At 71.7% G+C, this 26,553-nt stretch carries 22 protein-coding genes and 1 pseudogene; 8 read left to right on the top strand and 15 right to left on the bottom strand.

The features are described 5' to 3' along the window. Positions 1-25: 25 nt before the first annotated feature. Both AB0I52_RS28665 and AB0I52_RS28660 read right to left on the bottom strand, forming a co-directional pair. Positions 26-481: an ATP-binding protein gene (locus tag AB0I52_RS28665; protein ID WP_363077431.1), complete on the bottom strand. Its 456-nt coding sequence runs from the start codon at positions 479-481 to the stop codon at positions 26-28. Between the two features lie 133 nt (positions 482-614). After that, on the bottom strand, positions 615-1,250 hold the full coding sequence (locus tag AB0I52_RS28660; protein ID WP_363077429.1) for a DUF308 domain-containing protein: 636 nt from the start codon (positions 1,248-1,250) through the stop codon (positions 615-617). Between the two features lie 80 nt (positions 1,251-1,330). On the opposite strand from AB0I52_RS28660, the gene AB0I52_RS28655 reads away from it, so the two are divergent. Next, positions 1,331-2,089, top strand: a complete 759-nt coding sequence (locus AB0I52_RS28655; protein WP_363077427.1) for an enoyl-CoA hydratase/isomerase family protein — start codon at positions 1,331-1,333, stop codon at positions 2,087-2,089. A gap of 42 nt (positions 2,090-2,131) precedes the next feature. Here AB0I52_RS28655 and AB0I52_RS28650 read toward each other — a convergent pair whose 3' ends face one another. Together AB0I52_RS28650 and AB0I52_RS28645 are read right to left on the bottom strand one after the other, a co-directional pair. Further along, positions 2,132-2,767, bottom strand: a complete 636-nt coding sequence (locus AB0I52_RS28650) for a DJ-1/PfpI family protein (RefSeq protein WP_363077425.1) — start codon at positions 2,765-2,767, stop codon at positions 2,132-2,134. Between the two features lie 20 nt (positions 2,768-2,787). Next, entirely contained in the window at positions 2,788-3,816 is a 1,029-nt protein-coding gene (locus AB0I52_RS28645; RefSeq protein ID WP_363077423.1) for a GlxA family transcriptional regulator, read from the bottom strand. Between the two features lie 134 nt (positions 3,817-3,950). On the opposite strand from AB0I52_RS28645, the gene AB0I52_RS28640 reads away from it, so the two are divergent. Together AB0I52_RS28640 and AB0I52_RS28635 are read left to right on the top strand one after the other, a co-directional pair. Next, positions 3,951-4,808 carry a hypothetical protein gene (locus tag AB0I52_RS28640; RefSeq protein ID WP_363077421.1) on the top strand — a complete coding sequence of 286 codons (858 nt, stop codon included), beginning with the start codon at positions 3,951-3,953 and terminating at the stop codon, positions 4,806-4,808. Between the two features lie 155 nt (positions 4,809-4,963). Then, on the top strand, positions 4,964-7,429 hold the full coding sequence (locus tag AB0I52_RS28635; protein ID WP_363077419.1) for a Tex family protein: 2,466 nt from the start codon (positions 4,964-4,966) through the stop codon (positions 7,427-7,429). Between the two features lie 127 nt (positions 7,430-7,556). On the opposite strand, the gene AB0I52_RS28630 is transcribed toward AB0I52_RS28635, so the two are convergent. Beyond that, positions 7,557-9,194: an ABC-F family ATP-binding cassette domain-containing protein gene (locus AB0I52_RS28630; RefSeq protein WP_363077417.1), complete on the bottom strand. Its 1,638-nt coding sequence runs from the start codon at positions 9,192-9,194 to the stop codon at positions 7,557-7,559. 232 nt (positions 9,195-9,426) lie between these two features. Between AB0I52_RS28630 and AB0I52_RS28625 the strand changes: the two genes are divergently transcribed. Further along, on the top strand, positions 9,427-10,350 hold the full coding sequence (locus tag AB0I52_RS28625; protein WP_363077415.1) for an FAD-dependent oxidoreductase: 924 nt from the start codon (positions 9,427-9,429) through the stop codon (positions 10,348-10,350). Positions 10,351-10,431: 81 nt separating this feature from the next. On the opposite strand, the gene AB0I52_RS28620 is transcribed toward AB0I52_RS28625, so the two are convergent. Together AB0I52_RS28620 and AB0I52_RS28615 are read right to left on the bottom strand one after the other, a co-directional pair. Then, positions 10,432-12,177 carry a BCCT family transporter gene (locus AB0I52_RS28620; protein WP_363077413.1) on the bottom strand — a complete coding sequence of 582 codons (1,746 nt, stop codon included), beginning with the start codon at positions 12,175-12,177 and terminating at the stop codon, positions 10,432-10,434. A 74-nt stretch (positions 12,178-12,251) separates the two neighbouring features. Continuing rightward, the gene (locus AB0I52_RS28615; RefSeq protein WP_363077411.1) at positions 12,252-13,616 is read right to left on the bottom strand and encodes a M14 family metallocarboxypeptidase; all 1,365 of its coding nucleotides are present in this window, start codon (positions 13,614-13,616) and stop codon (positions 12,252-12,254) included. Positions 13,617-13,986: 370 nt separating this feature from the next. Between AB0I52_RS28615 and AB0I52_RS28610 the strand changes: the two genes are divergently transcribed. Both AB0I52_RS28610 and AB0I52_RS28605 read left to right on the top strand, forming a co-directional pair. After that, positions 13,987-15,030 carry a LacI family DNA-binding transcriptional regulator gene (locus AB0I52_RS28610; RefSeq protein WP_363077409.1) on the top strand — a complete coding sequence of 348 codons (1,044 nt, stop codon included), beginning with the start codon at positions 13,987-13,989 and terminating at the stop codon, positions 15,028-15,030. A gap of 229 nt (positions 15,031-15,259) precedes the next feature. Beyond that, positions 15,260-16,207, top strand: coding sequence for an oxygenase MpaB family protein (locus AB0I52_RS28605; protein ID WP_363077407.1), 948 nt, complete (start codon positions 15,260-15,262; stop codon positions 16,205-16,207). Here the strand turns inward: AB0I52_RS28605 and AB0I52_RS28600 are convergent. Both AB0I52_RS28600 and AB0I52_RS28595 read right to left on the bottom strand, forming a co-directional pair. After that, the gene (locus tag AB0I52_RS28600; protein WP_363077405.1) at positions 16,204-16,836 is read right to left on the bottom strand and encodes a TetR/AcrR family transcriptional regulator; all 633 of its coding nucleotides are present in this window, start codon (positions 16,834-16,836) and stop codon (positions 16,204-16,206) included. The two genes, AB0I52_RS28605 and AB0I52_RS28600, sit on opposite strands and share 4 nt — an antisense overlap. 116 nt (positions 16,837-16,952) lie before the next feature. Next, positions 16,953-17,314: pseudogene (locus AB0I52_RS28595) on the bottom strand (long-chain fatty acid--CoA ligase); the annotation flags it as partial. A 259-nt stretch (positions 17,315-17,573) separates the two neighbouring features. On the opposite strand from AB0I52_RS28595, the gene AB0I52_RS28590 reads away from it, so the two are divergent. Then, positions 17,574-18,305, top strand: a complete 732-nt coding sequence (locus tag AB0I52_RS28590) for a MerR family transcriptional regulator (RefSeq protein ID WP_363077403.1) — start codon at positions 17,574-17,576, stop codon at positions 18,303-18,305. Positions 18,306-18,327: 22 nt separating this feature from the next. On the opposite strand, the gene AB0I52_RS28585 is transcribed toward AB0I52_RS28590, so the two are convergent. The 4 genes from AB0I52_RS28585 to AB0I52_RS28570 all read right to left on the bottom strand — a co-directional run bounded on the left by AB0I52_RS28585 (position 18,328) and on the right by AB0I52_RS28570 (position 24,143). Then, positions 18,328-20,499: a 3-hydroxyacyl-CoA dehydrogenase NAD-binding domain-containing protein gene (locus AB0I52_RS28585; protein ID WP_363077401.1), complete on the bottom strand. Its 2,172-nt coding sequence runs from the start codon at positions 20,497-20,499 to the stop codon at positions 18,328-18,330. 37 nt (positions 20,500-20,536) lie between these two features. Next, on the bottom strand, positions 20,537-21,751 hold the full coding sequence (locus AB0I52_RS28580; protein WP_363077399.1) for an acetyl-CoA C-acetyltransferase: 1,215 nt from the start codon (positions 21,749-21,751) through the stop codon (positions 20,537-20,539). A gap of 89 nt (positions 21,752-21,840) precedes the next feature. Then, entirely contained in the window at positions 21,841-22,983 is a 1,143-nt protein-coding gene (locus AB0I52_RS28575; protein ID WP_363077397.1) for an acyl-CoA dehydrogenase family protein, read from the bottom strand. Beyond that, on the bottom strand, positions 22,983-24,143 hold the full coding sequence (locus AB0I52_RS28570) for a CaiB/BaiF CoA-transferase family protein (protein WP_363077395.1): 1,161 nt from the start codon (positions 24,141-24,143) through the stop codon (positions 22,983-22,985). Before AB0I52_RS28570 ends, AB0I52_RS28575 begins: the two co-directional genes overlap by 1 nt. 204 nt (positions 24,144-24,347) lie before the next feature. Here AB0I52_RS28570 and AB0I52_RS28565 point away from each other — a divergent pair, with 204 nt between their 5' ends. Continuing rightward, the gene (locus AB0I52_RS28565) at positions 24,348-25,538 is read left to right on the top strand and encodes a saccharopine dehydrogenase NADP-binding domain-containing protein (protein ID WP_363077393.1); all 1,191 of its coding nucleotides are present in this window, start codon (positions 24,348-24,350) and stop codon (positions 25,536-25,538) included. A gap of 7 nt (positions 25,539-25,545) precedes the next feature. Here AB0I52_RS28565 and AB0I52_RS28560 read toward each other — a convergent pair whose 3' ends face one another. Together AB0I52_RS28560 and AB0I52_RS28555 are read right to left on the bottom strand one after the other, a co-directional pair. Next, entirely contained in the window at positions 25,546-25,689 is a 144-nt protein-coding gene (locus AB0I52_RS28560) for a hypothetical protein (RefSeq protein ID WP_363077391.1), read from the bottom strand. A 79-nt stretch (positions 25,690-25,768) separates the two neighbouring features. Then, complete coding sequence (locus AB0I52_RS28555; protein ID WP_363077389.1) at positions 25,769-26,431, bottom strand: endonuclease V; 663 nt, start codon at positions 26,429-26,431, stop codon at positions 25,769-25,771. Between the last annotated feature and the right edge of the window lie 122 nt (positions 26,432-26,553).

Below are 26,553 nucleotides of genomic sequence, written 5' to 3'. Positions count from 1 at the left end.
CGGCTGGGTCAGGGGCGCGGCGGGGTCAGGGGCGCGGGCCTAGCGGCAGGGCCGCCCAGATGACCTTTCCGCCGCCCGCGGTGTGCTCCACGTCGCAGGCCCCGCCCGCCTCCCGGGTGATCTCCCGGACCAGCAGCAGTCCGCGCCCGCCCGTCTGCGCGTGGTCGGTCTCCAGCGCCGTCGGGCGGTACGGATGGTTGTCCTCGACGGACACCCTGACCCAGTCGGTACCCACGGCCACCTCCACGGCGAGTTCCGGAGAGAGCAGTGCCGCGTGCTTCACGGCGTTGGTGACCAGCTCGGAGACGATGAGCAGCAGCCCCTGGGCGATGTCGTCGTCCAGGGGCACGCCCTGGCGGTCCAGCAGATCGCGTACGGCGTGCCGGGCCTGGGGTACGGAGACGTCCGTGGCCGGGGCGGTGAACCGCCAGACCCCTTCGTACGGCACGGGCCTGGCGGGGACACTCCCGCGGCTCTCCATTGACCGGTACCCGCTTCCACTCGATGGTGACTGCACGTCGAGTACAGGGTGCGGGGCGTAGTCGGGCAGGTCCGCACCACTGAGCAGAAGTCGACCTCTATCGACAGAACTTGACCGAACAGCTGTGGGTACGTCAGCTATCGGACCGTTTTTGACCGTCTCCTGAAGGCTGGTCCTGCCCGCCCTGAGCCCCTCCCGCGGGCGTCAACTGGTCCGAGACCATCGAGACGATCCGGCGGCCCCCCACACCGATCGCGATGAGCCCGAGTCCGTCGAAGAGCAGGGCGAGCGAGAAGAAGCAGCCGAGCACGTAGAGGCTGCTGTGCGGCCAGTCGAAGAGGACCAGCAGACCCAGCAGCAGACCGAAGGCGCCCTGCAGGAGTGTCCAGCCGAACTGCGGGCCACGCACCACGACACTGCCGACGAGGCGGAACACCCCACCGGTCAGGAAGAGCAGTGCGGCGAACATGGTCAGCGCCTCGGCCGTGCCGTGCGGGTGGCGGATGACCACGACCCCGGCGGCGATGTTCAGCGCGGCGACGACCACGCCCAGCCAGAAGTAGCTGGTGCCGCGCGACTGGATCGCGTGGAGCAGCCCGACCAGGCCGCCGATCAGCAGCAGCCAGCCGAAGAGGATCATCGAGGTGAGCGTCGCGACGCCGGTGTAGACGAGACCGACCAGACCGGCGACGACGAGGAGAGCGCCGAGCAGGGCGAGGCCGCTGAAACTGCGGCTGAGCCTCCTGCCCTCTTGTGCGGGATCGGCCACCGGGAACTCCTCGGGGTGCGTGCCTGCTTCGCGGCCCCTTCTTGATCATAGGTTCGAACGGTACGGATAGCATCCGGCGCATGGACCGTACGGAACCCCGGCTGGAGCTCACCGTCGCGGACGGCGTCGCCACCCTCGTGATCAGCAACCCCGCCAAGCGCAATGCGATGACGGCCGCGATGTGGCAGTCGCTGCCCGTGCTGCTGGAGGAGCTGGCCGCCGACTCCTCGGTGCGCGCGCTGGTGCTGACGGGCGCCGGGGACACCTTCTGCGCCGGGGCGGACATCTCCTCCCTCCGCGATCCCTCGGGCGCCCCGCAGGAGCTCGCGGTGGCGGCCGAGGAGGCACTCGCCGCTTTCCCGCTGCCGGTCGTCGCGGCGGTGCGCGGCTACTGCGTGGGCGGGGGAAGCCAGCTGGCGGCCGCCTGCGATCTGCGGTTCGCCGAGGAGGGGGCGTTGTTCGGCGTCACCCCCGCCAAGCTCGGGATCGTCTACGCCGCGTCGTCGACCCGCCGGCTGGTCGCGCTGACGGGCCCGTCGACGGCGAAGCACCTGCTCTTCTCCGGCGAGCTGATCGGTACGGACCGGGCGCTGCGGACCGGTCTGGTCGACGAGGTGCTGCCCGCCGGCGAGCTGGACGAGCGGGTGGAGGCGTACGTCCGGGTCCTGGTGTCCCGTTCCCGGCTGACCCAGTCGGCCGCGAAGGAGTTCGCCGCGGGGCGCGAGGACCGGGACGCCCACTGGGCGGACCGGGCACGCCGCAGCGGCGACACCGCCGAGGGCGTCGCCGCGTTCCTGGAGCGGCGCACGCCCCGCTTCACCTGGCCGTCCCGGGCCTGACCGTCCCCGCCCCACCTGGCCGTCCGCGGCCTGCCCCTCCCGCTACTGGAGGATGAAGCGGCTCTTGGCGCGCCACTCCTCGACCAGCTCGGGCGGCGCCTTGTCGGGGGACCCGGCGTCGTACGGCGGCCGCGGGTCGTACTCGGTCAGCAGCTGCACGGACCGGGCGTGCCGCTCGCCCGCGATCCGGCCGAGCAGGGTGAGGCCCATGTCGATGCCGGAGGAGACGCCCGCGGCCGTGACGTACTTGCCGTCGATGACGACGCGTTCCCCGGTCGGCTCCACGCCGTAGTCCCGCAGCGCGTCGAGGGCGAGCCAGTGCGAGGTCCCTCGCCGCCCCTCCAGGAGCCCGGCGGCCGCGAGCAGCAGCGAACCCGTGCAGACGGAGGTCGTCCAGGTGCTGGTGGCGTCGGCGGTGCGCAGCCAGCCGAGCAGGGTCTCGTTCTCCATCTGGGCGCTCTGCCCCGGGCCGCCGGGGACGATGACCAGATCGGGCGCCGGGACGTCGTCGAGCGTCCGCTCGGCGACCAGCGAAAGGCTGCCGCTGTCGTTGGGCACCGGGCCGGTCCGCTCGGCGACGAAGACGGTCTCGGCGCCGGGCGCTCGGGACAGGATCTCGTACGGTCCGACGGCGTCGAGCGCGGTGAAGCGGTCGAAGAGGACGATGGCGATCTGCATGGGTGGCTGCCTGCCTTCGGTCAGTGAGGGAGTTCGGTCAGTGAGGGAGGGAGGGTGACGGACTCGGTGGGGCGGGGCCGGTCGACGGGCTCGCCGGCCGGCCGGTGACTGAACCGTCTGCGGTACTCGGCGGGCGCGGTGCCCAGCGCCTTGACGAACGCGCGGCGCATCGCCTCCGGTGTGCCGTAGCCGCACACCCGCGAGATACCGGCGACGCCGTCGGAGGTGTCCTCCAGGAGTCTGCGGGCCTGTTCGAGACGGACAAGGTCGACGTACCGGCCGGGTGTCATACCGGTCTCGGCCCGGAACGCACGGGCGAAGTGGCGCGGCGAGAGCCGGACGCGGGCGGCGAGGGCCTCGACGGACAGGTTGTCGCCGGGGTGTTCGGTGATCCAGTGCTGGACCTCGCGCAACGGTTCGCGCCGGGCCGTCTGGGCGCTGAGCTGGGCGCTGAACTGGGCCTGGTTCCCCGGCCTGCGCAGAAAGACCACCAGATGCCGGGCGACCGTGAGTGCCACGTCCCGGCCGTGGTCCTCCTCGACCAGTGCGAGCGCGAGATCGATGCCCGCGGTGACTCCGGCGGAGGTGGCCAGCCTGCCGTCCCGCACGAAGATCGGTTCCGGGTCGACCTCGACGGCCGGATAGGTGCGGGCGAGGTGGTCGCAGAGCGTCCAGTGCGTGGTCACCCGGTGTCCGTCCAGCTGTCCGGCCTCGGCGAGCAGCAGGGCACCAGTGCAGACGGATACGAGCCGTTCGGCGTGCGGGGCGTGCTCGCGCAGCCAGTCGACGAGGGCGGAGCCGGGGTCGCGGGTGCCCTGTCCGCCGGGAACGAGGAGGATGTGGGCGGGCCCGGCGTCCGCGAGGCTGCTGTCGGGAACGAGCGTGAGCCCGCTCGACGACCGGACCGGTGCGCCGTCCAGCGAGGCGGTGCGCAGTTCGTACGAGACCTCCGGGAACCGGGAGGCCCCGGCGAAGACCTCCATCGGCCCGCTCACGTCGAGGCTCTGGACGCCGTCGAAGAGGACGACGAGTACGGTTCGCTGCTTCATGCCTGCCATCCTGTGCGGCCTCCCTGATGGCCGCAATGACGGGTTCCCCACCTTTCCTGCCATGACGGACCGCGACGCACTTCACGTGCGGCCCGGGGTTCCCTGCCGTACCGACCAGTCGGTAACGTGCGGGCATGAGTACTCTGCCGCCCCGTGCCGGACGCCGCTGCCACAACGCTCTCAACCCTCTGCACTCCGCGCTCTACTTCTCCCCCGACCTCGGGAAGGAGCTGGGCGGGATCGGGATCAAGGACGCGTCCGCCGCGTATTTCGCCTCGCGCGCGGCCGCTCTCGGGGCGGTCGGCCCCGGTACGGTCACCGCGACCTTCTACAACTTCAACCACGACCTAGTGGCCGCGCACCTGCCCGCCGTCTGGGACATCGCCTCGCCCGAGGCCGTGCTGGCCGCGCGGCTGCGTGCCGTCGATTCGACGCTGCGCCGACTCCTGGGCGAGGAGACCATCGCCTCCCCCGAGCTGGCCGAGGCCGCCCGGCTGGCGCTCCGCGCCGTCGAGGGCTGCACGCGACACGCCCGGCCGTTGTACGCGGCGCACGCCGATCTCCCGGTGCCGGAGCAGCCGCACCTGGCGTACTGGCATGCCGCGACACTGCTGCGCGAGCACCGCGGTGACGCCCACCTCGCCGCGCTCCTCGCGGCCGGTCTCGACCCGGTCGAGGCCCTGGTCAGCCACACCGCCACCGGCAAGGGCATGCCGCCGCGCTGGATCCGGGCCACCCGCGGGTGGCACCGCGGTGACTGGGAGGACGCCTCCGCGCGGCTGCGCGACCGCGGACTGCTCACCGCCGAGGGCGAGTTGACGGAGGCGGGCGCCCTGCTGCGGACCGGTCTGGAGGAGGACACGGACCGGATGGACCTGGCACCGTACGAGCGGCTCGGCGGTCCGGGCGTGGCCCGCCTGACCGAGCTGGGACGCGGATTCCTCGGCACGGCGCTGGCGGCCGGCGCGTTCCCGGCGGATCTGAACGGCTGACCCGCCGGGCGGACGACAGCCCGTACCTGGGGCGGTCGGGCGACACGGCGCCCGCCACCCGGCAGAATGCAGGCGAGTGGCCCAGGACCGGTCCGAACCACGGACCCCGGGGCCCGACCAGCACAGCCAGTACGAGAAGGCGAGTCGGTAAAACCGTGACGACGTCCATCGAAGGCAGGATCGCCGAGGAGCTCGGCGTACGCGAGCGACAGGTGAAGGCGGCCGTCGAGCTGCTCGACGGCGGATCGACCGTGCCGTTCATCGCGCGCTACCGCAAGGAAGCGACCGAGATGCTCGACGATGCGCAGCTGCGCACGCTCGAGGAGCGGTTGCGGTATCTGCGGGAGCTGGAGGACCGCCGTGCGGCGATCCTCGAATCCGTGCGGGAGCAGGGCAAGCTCGACAGCGCGCTGGAGGCGCGGATCCGGGCCGCCGACACGAAGGCGCGCCTTGAGGACATCTATCTGCCGTTCAAGCCGAAGCGGCGGACCAAGGCGCAGATCGCCCGGGAGGCCGGGCTCGAACCGCTCGCCTCGGGCCTGCTGGACGACCCGTCGGTGGATCCGCTCGTCGCGGCGTCGGCCTTCGTCGACGCGGACAAGGGCGTCGCGGACCCGGCGGCGGCTCTGGAGGGGGCCCGCGCCGTCCTCGCGGAACGGTTCTCGGAGGACGCCGATCTGACCGGCGAGCTGCGTGAGCGCATGTGGACACGGGGCCGGCTGGTGGCGAAGGTGCGGGACGGCAAGGAGGAGGCGGGCGCCAAGTTCGCGGACTACTTCGACTTCACCGAGCCGTTCACCGCGCTGCCCTCGCACCGGGTGCTCGCGATGCTCCGCGGCGAGAAGGAGGACGTCCTCGACCTCGTCCTGGAGCCGGAGGAGCCGTCCGGGGAGCCCGGCCCGTCCTCGTACGAGAACATGGTCGCCCGGCGCTTCGGGGTGAACGACCGCGGGCGTCCCGGGGACAAGTGGCTCGCCGACACCGTGCGCTGGGCCTGGCGCACCAGGCTCCTGGTCCACCTCGGCATCGACCTGCGGCTGCGGCTGCGCACGGCGGCGGAGGACGAGGCGGTACGTGTCTTCGCGTCGAACCTGCGCGATCTGCTGCTCGCCGCGCCGGCCGGGACGCGGGCCACGCTGGGGCTCGACCCGGGGTTCCGTACCGGGGTGAAGGTCGCCGTCGTCGACGCGACCGGCAAGGTCGTCGCGACCGATGTCATCCACCCGCACGTCCCGGCCAACAAGTGGGACCAGTCGCTGGCGAAACTGGAGCAGCTGGCGAAGGCGCACGACGTCGACCTGATCGCGATCGGCAACGGCACGGCGTCGCGCGAGACGGACAAGCTCGCCGGTGAACTGTGCGACACGCACCCTGAGCTGAAGCTCACCAAGGTAATGGTGTCGGAGGCCGGCGCCTCCGTGTACTCGGCGTCCGCCTTCGCCTCGCAGGAACTCCCGGACATGGACGTCTCGTTGCGCGGCGCCGTCTCGATCGCGCGCCGGCTCCAGGACCCCCTCGCGGAGCTGGTGAAGATCGACCCGAAGTCGATCGGGGTCGGGCAGTACCAGCACGACCTGTCCGAGGTGAAGCTGTCGCGCTCGCTGGACGCGGTCGTCGAGGACTGTGTGAACGGCGTCGGGGTCGACGTCAACACCGCGTCGGCGCCGCTGCTCTCACGGGTCTCCGGCATCGGCTCGGGGCTCGCGGAGAACATCGTCGCGCACCGCGACACCAACGGCCCGTTCCGCTCCCGCAAGGGTCTCAAGGACGTGGCCAGGCTCGGCCCGAAGGCGTACGAGCAGTGCGCGGGCTTCCTGCGGATCCGGGGTGACGACCCGCTGGACGCGTCCAGCGTGCATCCGGAGGCGTACCCCGTGGTCCGGGCGATGGTGAAGCGGACGGGCGGTGACGTCGCCTCCCTGGTCGGCAACACCGGTGTGCTGCGATCCCTGCGGGCGGACGACTTCGTGGACGAGAAGTTCGGGCTGCCGACCGTCACCGACATCATCAAGGAGCTGGAGAAGCCGGGGCGCGACCCGCGTCCGGCGTTCAAGACGGCCACCTTCAAGGAGGGCGTCGAGAAGCTCGGCGATCTGGCGTCCGGGATGGTGCTGGAGGGGGTCGTGACGAATGTCGCGGCGTTCGGCGCGTTCGTGGACATCGGGGTGCACCAGGACGGCCTGGTCCACGTGTCGGCGATGTCGAGGACGTTCGTGAAGGACCCGCGTGATGTCGTGAAGCCGGGTGACATCGTCAAGGTCAAGGTCATGGAGATCGACCTCCCGCGGAAGCGGATCTCGTTGACGCTGCGGCTGGACGACGAGGCGGGGGCGGGTTCGGGCCCGACGGCCGGAGCGGGGTCCGGTTCCGGCGGCGCGGGCGGCGAGCGGGGCGGGCGTCCGCCGCGGCAGCGGCAGGGGCAGGGCGGTGCGGGGCCGCGTGGCGGTCAGGGCGGCCAGGGCGGTCAGGGGCGTGACCGGCGCGGTGGCGGCGGTGGCAACGGTGGCGGTAACAGTGGCGGGCGTCAGGCGCCGGCCGCGACTCCCGCCAACGGGGCGATGGCGGACGCGCTTCGGCGGGCGGGCCTGCTGGATCCGAAGCAGGGCGGCAAGAAGCGGTAGCGGGGGCCCGAATCGGGGCGGGGCGGTGAGGGGTTCGCCTGCGGCGGACCTGCTCCCCGCCCCTTCCCGTGTCCGGGGCTCCGCTCCTCAGGCGCCGGAGGGGCTGGGATGTACGCGAGGCCGTCGGTCAGATCTCCGTGAGCCTTCCGGCCGCCACCTCGACGCGGCGCGTCGTACGGACCGCTTCCAGCATCCGGCGGTCGTGCGTGACCAGCAGCAGTGTCCCCGTGTACGAGTCCAGCGCCGATTCCAGCTGCTCGATCGCCGGCAGGTCGAGATGGTTCGTGGGCTCGTCCAGGACGAGGAGGTTGACGCCGCGGCCCTGGAGCAGGGCGAGTGCCGACCGGGTCCGTTCGCCCGGGGAGAGCGTGGTCGCCGGGCGCATCACATGGTCGGCGCGCAGGCCGAACTTGGCGAGGAGGGTGCGGACCTCGGCCGGCTCCGTGTCAGGGACGGCCGCGCAGAACGCCTCCAGCAGGGATTCCGTCCCGTGGAACAGCTTCCGCGCCTGGTCCACCTCACCGACCACCACCCCCGAGCCCAGGCTCGCGTGCCCCGATTCCAGCGGGAGACGGCCGAGCAGAGCCGCGAGCAGGGTCGACTTCCCGGCACCGTTGGCACCGGTGATGGCGATCCGGTCCGCCCAGTCGATCTGGAGCGAGACCGGGCCGAACACGAAGTCCCCGAGCACGACCCGTGCCTCGCGCAAGGTCGCCACGACGGAGCCGGAACGGGGGGCGGAGGCGATCTCCATCCGCAGCTCCCACTCCTTGCGCGGCTCGTCCACGACATCGAGGCGCTCGATCATGCGCTGGGTCTGGCGGGCCTTCGCAGCCTGCTTCTCGCTGGACTCGCTCCGGAACTTGCGGGCCATCTTGTCGGAGTCGCCGGCCTTGCGGCGCGCGTTCCTGACGCCCTTGTCCATCCAGGAGCGCTGCATCAGGGCGCGGCCCTCGAGCGCGGAGCGCTTGTCGGCGAACTCCTCGAACTCCTCGCGGGCGTGCCTGCGGGCCCGCTCGCGCTCCTCCAGGTAGGCCGCGTAGCCACCGCCGTAGAGGTTGATCTGCTGCTGGGCGAGGTCGAGTTCGAGGACCTTGGTGACCGTGCGCATCAGGAATTCGCGGTCGTGGCTGATGACGACCGTGCCGGCGCGCAGCCCGGAGACGTACCGCTCCAGCCGCTCCAGGCCGTCGAGGTCGAGGTCGTTGGTGGGTTCGTCGAGCAGGAAGATGTCGTAGCGGGAGAGCAGCAGCGAGGCGAGGCCGACGCGGGCCGCCTGGCCACCGGAGAGCGTGGTCATCGGCAGGTCGAGACCGACGGTCAGGCCGAGGTCGGCGGCGACCTCCTCGGCCCGTTCGTCCAGGTCGGCGCCGCCGAGGGCGAGCCAGCGCTCCAGGGACTCGGAGTACGCGTCGTCGGAGCCGGGCGCCCCGTCGACGAGGGCCTGGGTGGCGGTGTCCATCGTCGCCTGGGCCTCGGCGACGCCCGTCCGGCGGGCCAGGAACTCCCGTACGGTCTCGTCGGGGCGCCGCTCCGGTTCCTGCGGCAGATGGCCGACGGTGGCGGTGGGCGGGGAGAGCCGCAGTTCCCCCTCCTCCGGCTGGTCGAGCCCGGCGAGCAGCCGCAGGAGCGACGATTTTCCGGCGCCGTTCACTCCGACGAGACCGATCACATCACCGGGAGCGACCACGAGGTCGAGTTCGGCGAAGAGAGTGCGGTCGCCGTGTCCGGCGGCGAGGTCCTTGGCGACGAGGGTGGCAGTCATCAGGATGCCGATCCTAATCGGCGGCCGGGGCTGCCGGCGGCGGGCCCCGGGCGCGTGACCGGCACGCCCCCGCCCTCACGCGTACCGTCACCCCCGGGGCGTCGCCCTGTCCGGGTGCCTCCGCTAGGGTCCTTCCCCTGGATCGAGTGGACCGGGCCCGGACCGGGCCGGGCGAGAGGCCCTGGTGTCCGGTCCCGAACGGGTCCCGACAGAGACGAGCGGCGGTGCGGCAGTGTCGGAAGTGATCGTGGTGGGCGGTGGGGTCAGCGGCCTCACCACGGCGGTGGTGCTGGCCGGGCACGGTCACCGGGTGCGGGTCTGGTCCCGGCAGCCCGCGGCGGCCACGGCTTCGGCGGTGGCGGGCGCCCTGTGGTGGCCGTACCGGATCGAGCCGCAGGACCGGGTCGGCGACTGGTCGCTGACTTCGCTGCGCTGGTACGAGGAGCTGGCCGCCCGTCCGCAGGAAACCGGGGTACGGCTGGTCAGCGGCCTGCACCGGGGCGAGCGGCTCGCGGCGCTCGGGGCGTGGGCCGGGAAGCTGAACGACGTGGTGGAGAGCGCCGAGGGGCTGCGGTGCCGGCTGCCGCTGATCGACATGCCGGTCCATCTGGACTGGCTGGAGGAGCAGGTCAGGGCGGCCGGGGGCTCGGTCGAGCGGCGCACGGTCACCTCGTTCGACGAGGCGGCCGCCGAGGCGGCGACGGTGGTCAACTGCACCGGTCTCGGTGCCCGCGAGCTGGTTCCGGACACCGGGATGCGTCCGGTCCGCGGTCAGCTGGTCATGGTGGAGAACCCGGGGATCGACGAGTGGTTCACCGAGGCGGACCCGGCGTCGAGCGCGACGACGTACTTCTTCCCGCAGCCGGGCCGGCTGGTGCTGGGCGGCACCGCCGGGACGGACGACTGGAGCACCGTGCCCGACCCCCGCGCGGCCGAGGAGATCGTGGCGCGGTGTGCCCGGGTCCGGCCGGAGATCGCCCGCGCGCGGATCATCGGGCACCGGGTGGGGCTGCGGCCCGCCCGGGACGCGGGGGTCCGCATCGACGCCGAGCCGCTGCCCGGCGGCGGGCGCCTGGTCCACAACTACGGACACGGGGGCGCGGGGGTGACGGTGGCCCTGGGGTGCGCGGAGGCGGCGGCCCGGCTGGTGGGCTGACCCGCCGCGCGCCGGGCAGGCGGGTACGGGTTCCCCTCAGGCGGCCCCCGGGCCCAGCCTGATACGGCGTACGGCGCGCCCTCAGTCGGCCGCCGGGCTCGAACCGCCGGACCTGTCCCCGTGTTCGGTGGTGATCTGGCTGCCGCCGGGGCCGATCCGGATCTCGAAGTCACCGTCGTACTTCGCGTGGCCCTCGATGACCGCGGACTCGACCGCCTCCACCCCGAACTCGCGGCGCACGATGAGCGGGTCCTCGCGCAGGTCCCGCATCAGGGACACACACATGCCGATCATGACGATCGTGAAGGGCGCGGCCACCAGAATGGTCAGGTTCTGCAGGCCGGCCAGCGCATCGCCCTTGCCGTTCCCGATCAGCAGCATGACCGCCGCCACCGCGCCGGTGGTGACGCCCCAGAAGACGACGACCCACTTGGCCGGTTCGAGGACGCCCTTCTGGGACAGGGTGCCCATCACGACGGAGGCGGCGTCCGCGCCCGACACGAAGAAGATGCCGACCAGGATCATCACCAGCAGACTCATCACCGTGGGGATGGGGAACTGCTGGAGGACGCCGAAGAGCTGGGCCTCCTGGGTCTCGGCGCCGTTCAGCTTCCCCGCTTCCTGGAGCTTGATGGCGGTGCCGCCGAAGATCGCGAACCAGACCAGGCTGACCGTGCTGGGGACCAGGATGACCCCGCCGATGAACTGACGGATCGTCCGGCCGCGGCTGATCCTGGCGATGAACATGCCGACGAACGGGGTCCAGGAGATCCACCAGGCCCAGTAGAAGACGGTCCAGCTGCTGAGCCAGTCGGCGACCTCTCCCTTGCCGGTCGCCTCGGTGCGGCCGGCGAGCTGGGGCAGATCACCGATGTAGGCGGCGATCGAGGTGGGCAGCAGGTCGAGCACGATGATGGTGGGGCCCGCGATGAACACGAAGACGGCGAGGATCAGGGCGAGCACCATATTGATGTTGGACAGCCACTGGATGCCCTTCTCCACACCGGAGATCGCCGAGGCGACGAAAGCCACGGTCAGCACGGCGATGATCAGGACGAGCAGCCCGGTGCTCGTCTTCTCCATCCAGTTCAGCTCGTGGAAACCGCTGCCGATCTGGAGGGCTCCCAGCCCCAGCGAGGCGGCCGAGCCGAAGAGCGTGGCGAAGATGGCGAGGATGTCGATCAGCCGGCCGACGCCGCCGTGGGCGTGCCGGGCGCCGATGAGCGGCTCGAAGACGGCGCTGATCGTCTGCCGCCTGCGGCGCCGGAAGGTGCTGTACGCGATGGCGAGACCGACCACCGCGTAGATCGCCCAGGGGTGGAGCGTCCAGTGGAAGAGGGTGGTGGCCATCGCCGTCTGCATCGCGTCGGCGGCGTCGGCGGGATGAGTGCCGGGCGGCGGGTGAACGAAGTGCGCCAGGGGCTCACTCACTCCGTAGAACATCAGGCCGATGCCCATTCCGGCGCTGAACATCATGGCGACCCAGGACACGGTCCGGAATTCCGGCTCCTCGCCCTCCTGGCCGAGGGTGATCTTTCCGTAGCGGCTGACGGCGAGCCAGAGCGCGAAGACCACGAATCCGGAGGCGGCCAGCATGAAGGCCCAACCGCCGTTGTGCATGAGGCCGTTGAGCAGGGTGCTGGAGACGTTCTCCAGCGAGTCGGTGGCGGTGGCCCCCCAGACCACGAAGGCGAGGGTGAGGACGGCGGTGACGCCGAACACCACCCGGTCGGTCGTGGGGCGCCGGCTCTGGGTCGGGTCGCCGGGCAGATTCGCCGTCACCGACAGATCCCCCCTGCCGCCCGTTCTCTGATCGTCCTGCGACACGAATGGCACCTTTCACGGAAGCTGAAGTTTCGCTCTCCGTAGGCAGTACCACACGCAGCGCGCATCCCCCGGGATCAACAAGCGGTATCGGCTTGACCGTTTGTGAGGTGATATGCCGCATCCCCGTCCAGAAGGAGCGGGATGAGTCGCCGGGCGGGCTGGGCCAGCGATACGTACACACCGTCACCGTCGGGCCGGGAGCTGACGCCGTGCAGGGCGAGTTCGTCCCCGACCCGGGCGAACCGGGCCACCGTGAGCCGGTAACCGCAGGGCGGGTGCGTGAGGATCTCGCCGGGTCCCGCCGCCTCGTTGTCGGCCCCGCCGAACCGGACCGGGCCCCGGTCGGTGAACCCGGCCGCCCGGGAGCGGGCGGTGGCGGCGCCGATCTCGCCGCGCCGCTCCTCGACGTAGGAGAAAAGGCCTTTGAGCGCGGCGAGTTGGGCGTGCACCCGGCGACGGTTGTTGAGTGCGGGGTCGGCCCGCTCGGCGTCGGTGAGCGCGTCCACGCGGGACTCGACGAGCAGGGCCACGGCATGCTTGACGCCCGCCGCGTTGCGCAGGATGCGCTCCTGTCCGTCGCCCGCGGTCTGCTTGACCGGCCCGCCGGTGACCGGGTCGGTCCAGATGCCGTAGAGCCCGCTGTCGTGTCCGGCGTCATCGGCGGCCGGGCGCACATGGTGTTCGGCCAGGAGCTCCGATTCGTCGTGCACCCGGTCCTGGACGTTGGGATTGCGGGGCCACAGGACGGTCAGGTCCTTGTCGTAGTACGGCGGGGTCGCGCTGTACTCGTGCAGGTCGTAGACCACATCGGGCCGGTGGTCCCGGAGGACTGCCGCGATGGCGCGGCCCTCGGCGGTGCGCAGCGCGATGTGGTCGCGGTTGATGTCCACGTCGTCGGAGTTGCCCCGTGTTCCGGCGGCGCGGCCGTCGGGGTTGGCGGTGGGAATGACGAGGATCTCGGTATGGGAGAGGAAGTCCCGGGTCGCCCGGTCCCTGGCGTATCCGAGGTCACGGATCACCGTCAGGCAGGCCTCGCGGGCGGCGGGTTCGTCGCCGTGCTGACTGCACACGAGGAGCACGGTGAGGACGGCCGGACGCCGGCTGCCGATCCGGACGAGCCGGAGCGGGCGCCCTTGCTTCGTCGTACCGATCCGCTCCACGGAGACCCGGCCGCCGCGCCGGCCTGCGGTCGCGAGCAGGGAGCGCTCCTCGGCCGGGCCGGTCCAGCGCGCCCCGCCGGTGGATTCGAATCCGGTGGGCGGCGGTGTCCGCGCGGCCTGTGCGGACCCTGTGAGCAGCAGGCCGGCCAGTACGGCGACCAGGGCGTGTTTCGAAAGTAGCGCCGTCCGCCCGAACGGCGGGCCCGGCGGCGTCCGGTGCGTGCGAGCGCAAGGCGGAGGGTCGCCCCGGTACTGGTTGTATCGGGGCGATCCCGACAACGCGGCGAGCGTGCGTGCCAGACACCGCCGGGCAGACGGGACTTCCGAAACACGGCCTGGGGCCGCCCGCGCGAGGCCGCGGACCCGGCGACGGCCCGCCCGCCGCTCGCGGCCGTCCGGTGCGCGGCGCGTCATCGGCCGACGCCTCCCGTGCCGCGCGGACCGCCGGCGGGGGCCGGGACGGGCTCTCTGTACGTCGAGCGGGCACCCCGCGCACGTGTCGGCATGGGCGGAAGGTACCGTGGCCGGCGCCCGCGCGACAGGCTCCCCGGTCACCGCTCGGCGAAAGGCCCTAGGCTGGCGAGGTTCGTGCCGGACGGCCGGGCCCCGGCCGTCTCCGGCCCCCTCCCGCGCCTCCGAGGAGCGTCCCTTGCCCCGTCCGACCCCCGATGCCCCTCACGACGCACGCCCCACACTGGAAGCCGTGGCAGCCCGCGCCGGGGTGTCCCGGGCAACGGCCTCCCGGGTGGTCAACGGCGGCGCCGGGGTACGGCAGCCGCTCGTGGAGCAGGTGCGCAAGGCGGTCGACGAGCTCGGCTACATACCGAACCACGCCGCCCGGACGCTGGTGACCCGGCGCAACGGAGCCGTCGCCGTGATCATCGACGAACCCGAGATCCGGATCTTCTCCGACCCCTTCTTCTCCCAGCACATCCGCGGCATAAGCCGTGAACTCATCACCTACGACGCACAGTTGGTGCTGCTCCTGGTGGAGGGCAGCGGGGATTTCGACCGGGTCACCCGCTATCTGGCCGGTGGCCATGTGGACGGTGTGCTGGCCTTCTCGATGCACACGGACGACGAACTGTCCGCGGTCATCCGCCGGTTCCGGGTACCGACGGTCTACGGCGGACGCCCCGGACGGCCGGGCGCCGTCTCCGGGCTCGCGGTCCCCTACGTCGACTGCGACAACCGCGGCGGCGCCCGAGAGGCCGTGCGCCATCTGGTCTCGCTCGGCCGCCGGCACATCGCGCACATCGCGGGCCCGCGCGACCAGACCTCGGCGATCGACCGCGTCGACGGCTACTTCGACGTGCTGCCCGACTCCGATCCCGCGCTGGTCGCGGACGGCGACTTCACCGCGGAGGGCGGCGCCCGCGCCATGGCCGGGCTGCTGGACAGGCGGCCGGACCTGGACGCGGTCTTCGCCGCCAACGACCTGATGGCCTCGGGCGCCCTGCGGGTGCTGCGCGAGCACGGCCGCCGGGTACCGCAGGACGTGGCACTGGTCGGCTTCGACGACATGGAGTCGGTGTCCGAGGCCACCGACCCGCCACTGACCACGGTCCGTCAGGACGTGGTGGGAATGGGCCGGTTGATGGTCAGGATACTGATGGAGCGGCTGAACGACGGAGCCACCGAACAGGACTCGGTGATCACGCCCACGGAGCTCATCCACCGCGCGTCGGCGTGACGCAGGCACCGGCATGAGGCCGGGCACCTCCCACCACACACCGCCACGGCACCGCCACGGCGGTGTGAGCGACGACCCGATCCGCGCCGACGCTGTTGACGCGACCCGTGCAACAAGTCGATAGTCTTTGTAACATTGACTCTCTGCTCCAAGTGTCTGTCAGATCTCCTCCGGTTCAAGGGAGTTGGGCCGGAGGCGCCACACGCACCGCCCGACAGGAGGGCGCACCATGGGCCGCTACAGCCGCCTTCGTGAGATACGCCGAATGGATCCCGTCCGCGACTGCGCCGAGATACTCCGGCTGATCTCGCAGTACGAGTTCCCCTGGGACTACCGGCAGGGGGTGAGCGTCGCGTTCCTCCGCGACTACGGGGTACCCCGCATCTCCGTACTCCTGGACCGCACGCAGGAGTTCGAACGGTCCGGACAGAAGCGCTACGACGACACGGTACTGATCGGGTACGAGATGGCCGCCGACGGCTTCGACTCGGAGCGCGGGCGTGCGGCGGCCCGCCATCTCAACCGCATCCACGGCAAGTACCGGATACCCAATGAGGACTTCCTGTACGTCCTGGCGACCACGGTCGTCGGGCCGAAGCGCTGGATCGACCGGTTCGGCTGGCGGCCCCTGTGCCCGGTGGAGACCGAGGCGCTGACCGAGGTGGGCCGGAAGATGGCCGCGATGATGGACATCGAGGGCGCGCCGGACACCTACGAGGGGTTCGAGCGGCTGCTGGACTCCTACGAGGAGCGGATGTTCGCCTACGACCCGGCGAACCGGCGGGTCGCCAACGCCACGTTCCGGATCATGGCGAGCTGGTACCCGCGCCCGCTGCGTCCGGCGATCGCACGGTTCTCGCTCGCGCTGCTGGACGAGCCACTGCTGCGGGCCCTGGGGTTCAGGGCGCAGCCCCGCTGGGTCCGGTCGGCCGCCGCGGGAACGCTGCGCGCCCGCTCGCGGTGTGTGCGCCTGCTCCCTGCCCGGCCCCGCTGGCTGCCCTCCCGCCCGCAGCCGCGTTCCTATCCGTTCGGCTGGCGGCTCGACGATCTCGGCCCGCACTGGGCGGGCAGCCGCCCCGTGGAGCCGCTGCCCGACGAGCGTCACCCCACGCCTTCGGGGTCGCTGCGGGACGCGTCCGCGGACCAGCGCACCCGAGAGGTGTTCGAAAAACCCTAGGCGACGGCGATCAGCGGTACCAGGTAGCTGCGGGCGAACGCCCGCAGCTGCTCGTCGTCGTCGAGTTCGAAACAGCTCACCGGGTTGAGGAGGAAGGAGACCGTGATGCGCACCATCAGCTCGGCGACGGGTGTCGCATCGGCCTCGGGCCTCCCCTCCGCACGCCGGGCCTCGCGCAGCCGGCCGGCCACGTAACCGCGCATGGCGACGAGGGCCGGCCCGCTCTCCACCGTCAGGAACGGGAGCATGATCTCCGGCTCCAGCCTCAGCAGACCGCCCACCAGAGGGTGTTCGCGGATGTGGCCGAGGACGGCCACGAACCCTTCGACGATCCGGTCCTCGGTGGTGGGCAGCGCGGCGACCGCCTCGTCCACCTCGACGACGAAGCGCCGGTACTCACGCAGCAGGCAGGCCGACACCAGGCCGTCCTTGTTGCCGATCCGCCGGTACACCGTCACGCGCGAGACCCCGGCCCGCTTGGCGACGTCGTCGACGGTGGAGCGGCGCAGCCCGAAGGTCATGAACTGCTCACGAGCGGCGTCGAGAATCTGCTCGGTCAGCGCGTCGGAGGGCGGCGTCTCGCCGAGCGCCCGGACCAGCAGTGTTTCGTCCGTACTCCGTGCGGCCATGGGCCCTCCCCGCTCTCCGCCGGTTCCGGTCCACCATAGCGGCGCCGGAACACAGAGCCGCTGCCCGTCTCTCTGTGTCCGCCTGCTGTCCGCGCGGGGTCGAGGACGGCGGTGCGTCAATTCCCCACGTCGGGCTCCGGCCGGTACAGCGCGTCGATGGTGTCGGCGCACCTGTCCGTGATCGCCTTGCGCCGCAGTTTCAGCGAGGGGGTCAGCTCGCCGGTCTCCGGGCCCCACTCCGCCCCGAGCAGGCGGTGGCGTTTGATCTGCTGGGTGCGGTTGAGCCGCGCGTTGGCCGCCTGTACGGCCGCGGCGACCTCCTCCTGGACGGCCGGGTGGCCGGCGAGTGCGGAGGCGTCCGCGTCGATGCCCCGCGCGGCCGCCCAGGCCTGTGCCGTATCGGGTCCAGGACCAGCAGGGCCACCAGGCAGGAGCGGCCGTCCCCGTGGACGAGGGCCTGGCCGATCAGGGGGTGTTCGTCCGCGGTCGGTCCTCGGCGTTGCGCAGGAGCAGTGCGGGGAGGGTGAGCTGATCGGGGTCCGCGGGGAGTCTCAGGGTCGTGGGCACGGCCGCCTCCTGTCGCCTTCGGCCGGACCGTGCGGGCCCGCACCTGGGGGTGGACTGCGCTTCGCTGCTGCCGGACACTTTCACAACAGTGGTGAGACAGCAATACTGTTGAACCTGATTGACGCACACGCCCGGCAGTTCACCCGCGGGGTCGGACACGAGGAGCAGATATGGCGACCGGGACCGAGGAGCCGACGCTCACCGTCGACGAGCTGGCGGCGCGTGCCGGGGTGACCGTGCGCACGGTGCGCTTCTACAGCACCCGGGGGCTGCTGCCGCCGCCGGTGATCGGGCCGCGCCGGGTGGGGCACTACGGGCACGACCACCTCTCCCGGCTCGCGCTCATCGAGGAGCTTCAGCACCAGGGCATGACGCTCGCCGCGATCGAACGCTATCTGGAGCAGTTGCCGCCCGATCTGAGCGCACAGGATCTGGCGATCCACCGGGCGCTGGTGGCGGCCTGGGCACCGGACTCGGCGCAGGACGCGACCCGGGCGGAGCTGGAACTCCGCGCGGGGCGGGCGCTGACCGAACAGGATCTCGACCGGCTGGCCGCGATGGGTGTGCTGGAACGGGCCGATCCGGGCGAGGCCCCCTACCGGGTGGATCCCGGGCTGCTGCGGCTCGGTGTGGAACTGCTCGACGTGCCGATCGCGCACGAGACGATCCTGGCCGCCCGGACGGTCCTGCTGGAGCACACCCGCTCGGCCGCCCAGCAGCTGACCCAGCTGTTCCGGGACGAGGTGTGGAGCCCGTACCGGGAGCGGGAGGCGGATCCGGAGCACGTCAGGGCGATGAAGTCGCTGTCGGCGCACATGCAGCCGATGGTGCTCCAGGCGCTGGTGACCGCCTTCCAGCGGTCGCTGAAGGAGGAGCTGCGGGCCGCGTTCACCGCTGAGTGAGTACGGCCCGCAGCTCCCCGCGTCAGTCGTGGAAGGTCTCGCCCCGCTCCGCCTTCGCGACGAGCAGCGCGGGCGGCAGGAAGCGGTCGCCGTACCGCTCGGCGAGTTCCCGGGCGCGGGCCACGAAGCCGGACAGGCCGCCCTCGTACCCGTTGATGTACTGGAGCACGCCGCCGGTCCACGGCGGGAAGCCGATGCCCATGATGGAGCCGATGTTGGCGTCGGCGACGGTGATCAGTACGTTCTCCTCCAGGCAGCGGACGCTGTCCAGGGCCTCGGAGAAGAGCATCCGCTCCTGCATGTCGGTGAAGGAGATGTCCGTCTGCGGCCGGGTGAAGTGCTCGCGCAGACCGGGCCACAGCCGGGTGCGCCTGCCGTTCTCGTCGTAGTCGTAGAAGCCCGCGCCGCCGCTGCGTCCCGGGCGTCCGAACTCGTCGACCATCCGGTCGATGACGGAGTCCGACGGGTGGCCGGCCCAGGTGCCGCCCGCCGCCTCGACGGCCCGCCTGGTCTCGTCGCGGATCTTGCGGGGCAGGGTGAGCGTCAGCTCGTCCATCAGGGAGAGCACCTTGGCCGGGTACCCGGCCTGGGCGGCGGCCTGCTCCACGGAGGCGGGCTCGACGCCCTCGCCGACCATCGCGACGCCCTCGTTGATGAACTGGCCGATGACGCGTGAGGTGAAGAAGCCGCGCGAGTCGTTGACGACGATCGGCGTCTTCTTGATCCGGCGGACCAGGTCGAAGGCGCGGGCCAGGGCCTCGTCGCCGGTCTTCTCGCCCTTGATGATCTCGACGAGCGGCATCTTGTCGACGGGTGAGAAGAAGTGCAGCCCGATGAAGTCGGCCGGGCGCGAGACGCCTTCGGCCAGGGCCGTGATGGGCAGGGTGGAGGTGTTGGAGCAGAGCAGGGCGTCGGGCTCGATGACGTCCTGGATCTCCTGGAACACCTTGTGCTTGAGCGCGGTGTCCTCGAAGACGGCCTCGATGACGGCGTCGCAGCCGGCCAGGTCGGCCGGGTCGCCGGTCGGGGTGATGAGGGCGAGGAGCCCGTCGCGCTTCGCCTCGGTCGTACGTCCCCGGGACAGCGCCTTGTCGAGCAGCTTCTCGCTGTACGCCTTGCCCTTGGCGGCGGCCTCGGCGGAGACGTCCTTGAGGACGACCTCGATACCGGCGCGGGCGCAGGAGTAGGCGATGCCCGCGCCCATCATCCCGGCGCCGAGTACGGCGACCTTGCGGACCTGGCGCTCCTCGACGCCCTTGGGGCGGCTGGCGCCGGAGTTGACGGCCTGGAGGTCGAAGAAGAACGCCTGGATCATGTTCTTCGAGACCTGGCCGGTGACCAGCTCGGTGAAGTAGCGGGCCTCGATGGTGAGCGCGGTCTCGAAGTCGACCTGCGAGCCCTCGACCGCGGCGGCCAGGATGTTGCGCGGCGCGGGCATGGGGGCCCCGGCGAGCTGCTTCTTCAGGTTGGCCGGGAAGGCGGGCAGGTTGGCGGCGAACTTGGGGTTCGACGGCGTGCCGCCGGGGATCCGGTAGCCCTTGACGTCCCAGGGCTGCTGCGACTCGGGGTTGGCGTCGATGAAGGCGCGGGCCCGGTCGAGCATCTCCTCACGGGTGGCGGCGACTTCGTGGACCAGACCGTTCTCCAGGGCGCGCCGCGGGGTGTACTGGGTGCCCTGGAGCAGCACCTTCAGCAGCGCGTCCGCGATGCCCATGAGGCGTACGGTGCGGGTGACGCCGCCGCCCGCGGGCAGCAGGCCGAGGGTGACCTCGGGCAGGCCGATCCGGGAGCCGGGCGCGTCGAGGGCGACGCGGTGGTGGGAGGCGAGGGCGATCTCGTAACCCCCGCCGAGGGCGGCTCCGTTGATGGCGGCGACGACGGGCTTGCCGAGGGTCTCGATACGGCGCAGCGAGCGCTTGATCGCGGTGCCGGTGTCGAAGGCGGCCTGGGCGTTCTCGGGGCCGACCTTGATCATGTCCTTGAGGTCGCCTCCCGCGAAGAAGGTCTTCTTGGCGGAGGTGTAGATGATGCCGCGGATGGAGTCCTTCTCGGCCTCGGCGCGGTCCGCGACGGCCGCGATGGAGTCCTTGAAGGCCTGGTTCATCGTGTTGGCGGACTGGTCGGGGTCGTCGAGTACGAGGGTGACGACGCCGGTCCCGTCCTGTTCCCAGCGGATGGTCGTGCTCTCGGTCATTGCTCTTCTTCTCCGTAAGCAGGGGTGGCCGGGACGGTCAGAGACGCTCGATGACGGTGGCGACGCCCATGCCGCCGCCGACGCAGAGGGTGGCGAGGCCGTAGCGCTTGTCCCGGCGCTCCAGCTCGTCGATGAGCGTGCCGAGGATCATCGCGCCGGTGGCGCCGAGGGGGTGGCCGAGCGCGATGGCGCCGCCGTTGACATTGATCTTGTCGAGGGGCAGACCCATGTCCCTGGCGAAGCGCAGGACGACGCCGGCGAAGGCCTCGTTGATCTCGACGAGGTCGATGTCGTCGATGGTGAGCCCGGCCTTGGCGAGCGCCTTGCGGGTGGCGGGCGCGGGGCCGGTGAGCATGATGGTGGGCTCGGATCCGGAGACCGCGGCGGAGACGATCCGGGCGCGCGGCGTGAGGCCGTACCGCTCCCCGATCTCCTTCGAGCCGATCGCGACCAGGGCCGCGCCGTCGACGATGCCGGAGGAGTTGCCCGCGTGGTGGACGTGGTCGATCCTCTCCACCCAGTGGTACTTCTGCAGGGCCACCGCGTCGAAGCCGCCCATCTCGCCGATCGCCGCGAACGACGGCTTGAGCGCGGCGAGGGAGTCGGCCGTGGTGCCGGGCCGCATGTGCTCGTCGTGGTCGAGGACGACGAGGCCGTTGCGGTCCTTGACGGGGACGACGGAGCGCGCGAAGCGGTTGTCCTTCCACGCCTCGGCGGCGCGCTCCTGCGACAGCGCGGCGAACTCGTCGACGTCACGGCGCGAGAAGCCCTCGATCGTCGCGATGAGGTCGGCACCGATGCCCTGTGGCGCGAAGCCCGTCTCGTAGTTGGTCATCGGGTCCATCGCCCAGGCGCCGCCGTCGGAACCCATCGGCACCCGGGACATCGACTCGACGCCGCCCGCGAGGATGAGGTCCTCCCAGCCCGAACGGACCTTGGCGGCCGCCAGGTTGACGGCTTCCAGGCCCGAGGCACAGAAGCGGTTCTCCTGGACGCCCGCGACGGTGTCCGGGAGGCCGGCCGCGATGGCGGCGATGCGGGCGATGTCGGAGCCCTGGTCGCCGAGCGGGCTGACCACGCCGAGGACGATGTCGTCGATGGCCGCCGGGTCCAGGCCCGGGAACCGGTCGCGGATCTCGTGGATCAGGCCGACGACGAGATCGATCGGCTTGGTGCCGTGCAGGGCCCCATTGGCCTTGCCGCGGCCGCGCGGGGTGCGGATCGCGTCGTAGACGAACGCTTCGGTACTCAAGACAGCTGCCTTTCGAGGGTGGTGGCGCAACAGGGGGTGTGGCACAGGGAGAGGTGTGGCACAAGCGAGGGGTGGTGGCCGGGCAGGGGTCAGGCGAGCAGGGAGCGGCCGATGATCTCCTTCATGATCTCGGTCGTACCGCCGTAGATGGTCTGGATGCGGCCGTCGGTGAACGCCTTGGCCACCCGGTACTCGGTCATGTAGCCGTAGCCTCCGTGCAGTTGGAGGCAGCGGTCGGCGACGCGCTTCTGCAGTTCGGTGGCCCACCACTTGGCCATCGAGGCGTGCACGGCGTCGAGCGTCCCCTCGGAGTGGTCGACGATGCACCGGTCGAGGAAGGCACGGGTGACGGCGCACTCGGTGGCCATCTCCGCGATCTCGAAGCGGATGTGCTGAAGCTTGGAGAGCGGCCGCCCGAAGGCCTCGCGCTCCTTGACGTACGCGGTGGTGATCTCCAGCAGGTACTCGGCGGCGGCGATGCCGGCGACGGCTATGCCCATCCGCTCCTGGGCGAGGTTGGTCATCAGGTGGATGAAGGCGCCGTCGAGGTCACCGAGGAGGTTTCCCTTGGGCACGCGGACGTCGTTGAAGAACAGCTCGGCGGTGTCCTGTGACTTCTGGCCGATCTTGTCGAGGTTGCGGCCGCGTTCGAAGCCCTCCGTACCCCGCTCGACGACGATGAGGGAGAGTCCCTTCGCGCCGCCGTCCGGGGTGGTCTTCGCCACGACCACGACGAGGTCGGCGAGGATGCCGTTGGAGATGAACGTCTTGGATCCGTTGAGCACCCAGTGGTCGCCCTTGTCCTGGGCCGTGGTGCGGATGCCCTGGAGGTCGGAGCCGGCACCGGGTTCGGTCATCGCGATGGCGGTGATGATCTCGCCGCCGCAGAAGCCGGGCAGCCAGCGCCGCTTCTGCTCGTCGGTGCCGAGACCGGTGAGGTAGGGGCCGATGATGTCGTTGTGCAGGCCGAGCGCCAGCCCCGCGGCGCCCGCCCGGGTGAACTCCTCGGCGAGGACGGCGCTGTAGCGGAAGTCGGTGTTGCCGCCGCCCCCGTACTCCTCGGGCACCGCGAGGCCGAGGAGCCCCTGCCGTCCGGCCGCGAGCCAGGCCTCGCGCGAGACGATGCCGTCCTTCTCCCACTGCTCGTAGTGCGGGAGCACCTCCTTGGCCAGGAAGGTGCGGACGGCCTCGCGGAACGCGTCGTGCTCTTCGGTGAAGATCTGCCGCTGCATCAGTCGGTGGTGTCCTTCCGGGAGGTCCGCAGGCCCGGTACGTCCCAGTCGGCGGCGACGGCGTCGGTGTCCGCGCCCGGCCGCGCCGGGCCGCTGCGCACCGAGGACGGCGTGGCCGAGAACCGGGGCGCGGGCGCGGGCTGGGTGAGTCCGCCGTGTTCGATGAAGGTGGCGCGGGCGGCGAGGTGCGGGTGGTGCGGTGCCTCGCGGAGCGAGAGGACGGGCGCCACGCAGGCGTCCGACCCGTCGAAGACCTCGGTCCATTCGGCGCGGGTACGGGTGCGGAACCGGGCGGCGACGACCTCGCGCAGTTCGTCCCAGCGGGAGATGTCGCCCCGGTCGGGGGCCGTTTCCCCGATGCCGAGGAGTTCGGTGAACTCGGCGTAGAACCGCTGCTCCAGGGGGCCGACCGCCATGTACTCGCCGTCGGCGGTCCCGTACGAGCCGTAGAACGGGCAGCCGCCGTCCAGCAGGTTGGAGCCGCGCCGGTCCTGCCAGCCGCCGGCCGCCAGCATCCCGTGGATCATCATGGCGAGATGGGCGGCGCCGTCGACGATCGCCGCGTCCACGACCTGGCCGCGGCCGCCGGGGGTACGGGCGTGCTGGAGGGCGGCGAGGACGCCGACGACGAGGTAGAGCGAGCCGCCCGCGTAGTCGCCGAGCAGGTTGGCCGGGACGGTGGGCGGCTCGCCCGGCTTCCCGATCATAGAGAGGGTGCCGGTGAGGGCGATGTAGGCGATGTCGTGCCCGGCCCGTGCGGCGAGCGGCCCGTCCTGGCCCCAGCCGGTCATCCGCCCGTAGACAAGGAGCGGGTTGCGGGCCAGACAGGCGTCGGGGCCGACCCCGAGCCGCTCGGCGACGCCCGGCCGGTAGCCCTCGATCAGGATGTCGGCGCGCTCGGCCAGTTCCAGGACCGTGTCCGGGCCGTCCTCGGCCTTGAGGTCGACGAGGACGGAGCGTTTGTTGCGGTTGGTGAGGTCATGGGCCGGATCGATGCCGAGCCCGGCGCCGCCGGGCCGGTCGACCCGCACCACGTCGGCGCCCAGATCGGCCAGGAGCATCGCGGCGAACGGGCCGGGGCCGATGCCCGCCAGCTCGACCACCCGTACCCCGGCGAGCGGGCCCCGCGGGCCGTGCGCACCGTTCCCTGCTGTTGCCATCGAGCCCCCAGCGGTATGACACAACCGATGTAACACCGATGATGCTAAGAACGTACAGCGCTCCGCACAACCCCTTGGGCGAGCAAGCGCTTAGTTCTTTTCCCGCCGATCCTCCCCCACGAAGCCCTCCCGGGCGCACACCGCCACGGCCGCCTCCGCTAGCCTCTGCCTGCTACATCGGCGCCGGCCCCTGCGGAGGCACTCGTGAACAGGCAGAACGGGGCACAACGCCCCTATGACGTAGTCCTCTTCGGCGCCACCGGCTTCGTGGGAGTCCTCACCGCCGAACATCTGGCGGCACACGCACCGGACGGCTGCCGCTGGGCCCTGGCCGGCCGCAACCGCGCCAAACTGGAACAGCTGCGCAATCACCTCACCTCCGTCGATCCGGGCTGCGCGGACATCCCCCTGCTGCACGCCGACGCGGACGACGCCTCTTCGCTGCGCGAGCTGGCCGAGTCCGCCCATGTGGTGGCCACGACGGTCGGCCCGTACGTCTGGTACGGGGAGCGGCTGGTCGCCGCCTGCGCCGAGGCCGGGACGGACTACGCGGACCTCTCCGGTGAGCCGGAGTTCGCGGACCGGATGTATCTGGAGCACGACGCACGGGCGCGCGAGACCGGCGCCCGGATCGTGCACGCGTGCGGCTTCGACTCCGTACCGCACGATCTCGGGGTGTACTTCACGGTCCAGCAGCTGCCCGAGGACGTGCCCCTGCGCATCGACGGTTTCGTCCGCAGCAACGCGGCCTTCTCGGGCGGTACGTTCGCCTCCGCGCTCACCGCGATGGGCCGCGGCCCGCAGATGCTGCGCGCCGCGAAGGAGCGCCGGCTGCACGAGCCGCGCCTCGTCGGCCGCCGCGCCCGCGCCCCGCTCGGCGCGCCGCACTTCAGCACGGAGACCGGCACCTGGGCGCTTCCGCTGCCCACCCTCGACGCGCGGATCGTGGAGCGCTCGGCCCGCGCGCTGCCCCGCTACGGCCCCGACTTCCGCTACCGGCACTACGCGTCGGTCAAGCACCTGCCGGTGGCGCTGGGCGGCACGGCGGCGCTGGGCGCCCTGATGGGCGCGGCGCAGCTGCCGGCCGCGCGGGCGTGGCTGATGGACCGGTACGAGCCCGGCTCGGGCCCGGACGCCGAGCGCAGGAGCCGCAGCTGGTTCACGGTCAGGTTCGTCGGCGAGGGCGGCGGCCGCCGGGTGTTCACCGAGGTGTCGGGCGGCGACCCGGGCTACGGCGAGACGGCCAGGATGCTGGCGGAGTCCGCGCTGTGTCTGGCGCTGGACGAGCTGCCGACGGTGTCGGGGCAGGTCACCACGGCCGTCGCGATGGGCGATGCGCTGGGGGAACGCCTGCGGGCGGCCGGGCTGGGCTTCCGGGTGGCGGCGGTGCGCTGACGCACCTCTAGAAGATCCACGAGGCAAGCGTGTAGAGCATCGCTCCGGCCCAGACGAACGCCACCGCACCTCCGATCAGCATGCCCACCGCGGCGCGGCGCTGGGCGGGGTGAAGAGGTGCGGTTCGGGCGGGTGTGCGAGGTACGTTCATGTGTCCAGAGTGCCGACCATGATCGGCGAACGCTATCCGTACGGATACTCAGACGCCCTCGCCCCCGCCCGCACCGCCCTCAGGAGGTCGCCTCACGCAGCGCTCGCCGGCAGAGCGCGTCCGCCCGGCGGGTGGTCTCGGGCTGACGGAAGTCCCGGGCGAGCAGCAGCGTGTGCGCACAGGCGTTGTCGAGGCCGGTGCGGTGGCCGACGGAGACGAAGACCGGTTTGGTGCCGTCCTGGGTACGCAGCGCCCGGCCCACCTCCTCGTCCCCGTCGAGCAGCGGCGAGCAGTCGCCGCGGCGTGGGCCGGGCTGTTCGTACGAGAAGGTGAACGGGTTCTTCGCGACACCGATGACCGGCAGCCCGGTGAGCACCCCCAGATGGCTGGCGAGCCCGAAGCGGCGCGGGTGCGCCTGCCCGTATCCGTCGCAGACGACGAGGCCCGGATCGGCCGGCAGGGACTCCAGCGCGGCCAGCACGGTGGGGATCTCGCGGAAGGCCAGGAGTCCGGGAACGTAGGGGAAGGTGACCCGGCCGACGGCGGTGGACTCGGCCACCACCTCCAGGGTGACCGCGTCGAGCACGACGGCCGCCGCCACGACGACATCACGCTCGTCGTCGTAGGCGACGTCGACACCTGTCACCCGGCCGGTGCCGGGCGGCGGGCCCGGCTCGTCGAGCACCACGCGGGAGCGCAGGGAGTCCTGAACGGCGCGGGCACCGGCCTCGTCGGATGGCATCTGAAAAGTTGTCACGGTGCTGACCAGCCTAGGTGTTCTGTCCATGGAGGTTGGTGACGGATCCCACGGCTTGGGGATCTTGAACGAGTGAGGGCCTTCCGGGTTCGGTGTGGATTGCGACA

The organism is Streptomyces sp. NPDC050423, assembly GCF_040655445.1.
Taxonomy (GTDB): Bacteria; Actinomycetota; Actinomycetes; order Streptomycetales; family Streptomycetaceae; genus Streptomyces.
This window is presented reverse-complemented; position numbering and strand designations above follow the sequence as displayed.